Source organism: Cytophagales bacterium, from assembly GCA_019456305.1.
GTDB lineage: Bacteria > Bacteroidota > Bacteroidia > Cytophagales > VRUD01 > VRUD01.
Map to the genome: position 1 here is coordinate 1 of VRUD01000151.1, position 2,438 is coordinate 2,438.

2 protein-coding genes are annotated in these 2,438 nt (G+C 35.2%); both read right to left on the minus strand.

The annotated features are described in order from the left end of the window. Positions 1 to 157 precede the first annotated feature (157 nt). Entirely contained in the window at positions 158 to 1,354 is a 1,197-nt protein-coding gene (gene porV, locus FVQ77_17415) for a type IX secretion system outer membrane channel protein PorV (GenBank protein MBW8052083.1), read from the minus strand. A 355-nt stretch (positions 1,355 to 1,709) separates the two neighbouring features. Next, the coding region (locus tag FVQ77_17420) for a T9SS type A sorting domain-containing protein (GenBank protein MBW8052084.1) at positions 1,710 to 2,438 on the minus strand (729 nt) is incomplete at its 5' end.

Sequence of the window (2,438 nt, forward strand, 5' to 3'; positions counted from 1 at the left end):
TGGGGAATTCCTTTAGATACACTATAAAGGTCTGCAGTAATAAGCAAACCATCCAATGATTGGAATGTGAAGGTTTTTTGTGCTTTGACCAAATGACTGCACAAGAAAAAACCTACGATAAATAATGTAGTTGTTTTGATAGTTTTCATAGTTATAATTATTCAATGATAGATTTCTGTTTTCCAAAGGCTTCAAAATCAAAAAGCAAGGTAAACCGTAAAGTTTCGGCAAGTGGATGATTTTGCTCTAAGGTGGTTAAATAGGCAAAGTCTAAACCGAAAACCTGGTACCTGATACCTATACCTAATGTAAAATATTTTCTGTTTCCTTTTGTAATATGTTCGTTAAAATAACCTGCCCTGACTGCAAAAAGATCTGTGTACCAATATTCCAAACCAAATGATAGCATAATTTCTCTCATTTCTTCTTTAAATCCATCGGGTGCATCAGAAAATGAACCGAAAATTCCACTAAGAAGTGGTCTGTTGGGGTCTTTTCCTCTAACAATTATTTTTCCCCCATTTGTTGTATCTATACTATAAACTGGTGGTGAAGGCACCATTAATTTATTAAGATCAAAAGCGAAGGTTATTTTATTATATTCATCTATATCTGCCGTAGTTGCAAATCCTATTCTTAGATTTGTTGGAATAAAGTCTTTTTCTTCATTGTTGGTATAAGAAATTTTTGCACCTATATTGGAGATATTTGCACCAGTGGCAAAGTTGATCTTCTTACCCCTTATCAGGAAATCTTTTTGGTAATACACAGAAAGATCACCGGCAGCAGTATTGCCAGGCTTCGTTTCTGTTTCAGGCCCAAGTGATATATTTCCTGAAAGATTGGAATGAATGAATTTTAAAGCTAAAGCAACCCCAAGATTTTCACTTAATTTTCTTGAATATGCAGCGCTAATTGCGTATTCTTTTGGATTGAAAATATTAAGATTATTACCCTCTTTGTCAGTAAATTGTATACTGCCAAGATCGAAATATAGTAAAGAAAGTCCAACCGTTTGTTCTTCACTTAACTTGTAGTATCCAGTGAGGTATGAGAGTGCCATATCACCAATTAGTTTTCTGAGCCAGGGCGTAAAGGATAATGAAATTCCAAACTCTTTGTTTATGAAAGCGAGTTTGGCTGGATTCCAGTATGTTGCATTTGCATCCGGGCTTGTAGCAACTCCCAGATCACCCATAGCACCTGCTCTGCCGTCAGGAGCAATAGTTAAAAAAGGGACAGCAGTTGTGATGGTTCTAACTGAATCATCCTGCCCTAACTGGCTCTGACTATATAGATCAGTGGAAAAAAATAAAAGATAGATACTGAAAATTGTTAAAAGTTGCTTTTTCATGTTATACAAATCATATACGAATGAATACTAATTAGTGCCTGTCTCTAAAGTTACTTTTTCATAAGAATAGCACCCTGATTTATCAGGGTGAAAAAACGACATCACCATTTTACAGTCCGTTTTAACGGACTTTAATCACTTTGAATATCCAATTATTGAAGTCCGTTAAAACGGACTTAGAGTTTATTTTTTTGATTATTATCACCACGATAAATCGTGGTGCTATTCTTATAATTTTAGTTTATGGACAGACACTAATTATACGAATAAAGAAAATAGACACTGTAAAATAATTAGATTGTGTTTTTCATTAGTATTATTAGTCCCGCATATTTTTTGCGGGATTGACACCGGGTTAATTTAGTATAACCAGCTTTTGAAACGCAAAGGTACTGGAATTATCTCTATCAGAACGAATTTTTACCTTATAAATATATACTCCATTGCCTATTTTATTACCAAAATCATCCCTGCCATTCCATTTAAGGTCAGAAATATGTGCATTGCTGCTTTCAGCAGGAATATAAGAATTAATTGTTTTGATTAGTTTTCCGGAAATAGTATAGATTTGAACCTGAGCATTTAAGTCATCGCCTGCTCTGTTATGGTCGAAATGGAATGTGGTATTTGTAGAAAATGGATTGGGATAATTCAGTACGTGTTCAAGCGCAATGTCTGCATCATTAGCTACTATAAATTCGATATAAGATTCTGCTGAGTTATTATAAGTATCCCAGGCTTTAAACCTAAGCGAATGATTTCCCTGAGACAGATTTTTCAATGGGTACTTAACAGTGCCTGCCTGGAAACTATCAAGTTCAGTAATATAATATTCATTTAAAACTATGACTTTTTCTGAATTGTTATCAAGGATTGCCGTAATTTCATGTCCGATCCCTGTTCCGGCAACGTTGATTCCGCTTGAATCAAACAACTGTGCGATCAGGTCAGTATTTTGCCCGGTGATGCCGCCAAACACAAAAGATTCATCATCCATAAAAAGGTCAATCAAAGGAGCATCATTATCTGAGGCTGGGTTATCAGCGCTGCCTCCTATCATAACATTGGTACTAACTCCGTTTGC

Bases quoted from the DNA above. Each gene is read 5' to 3' on its own strand.
- porV (MBW8052083.1), bottom strand. From the start codon at position 1,354: ATGAAAAAGCAACTTTTAACAATTTTCAGTATCTATCTTTTATTTTTT.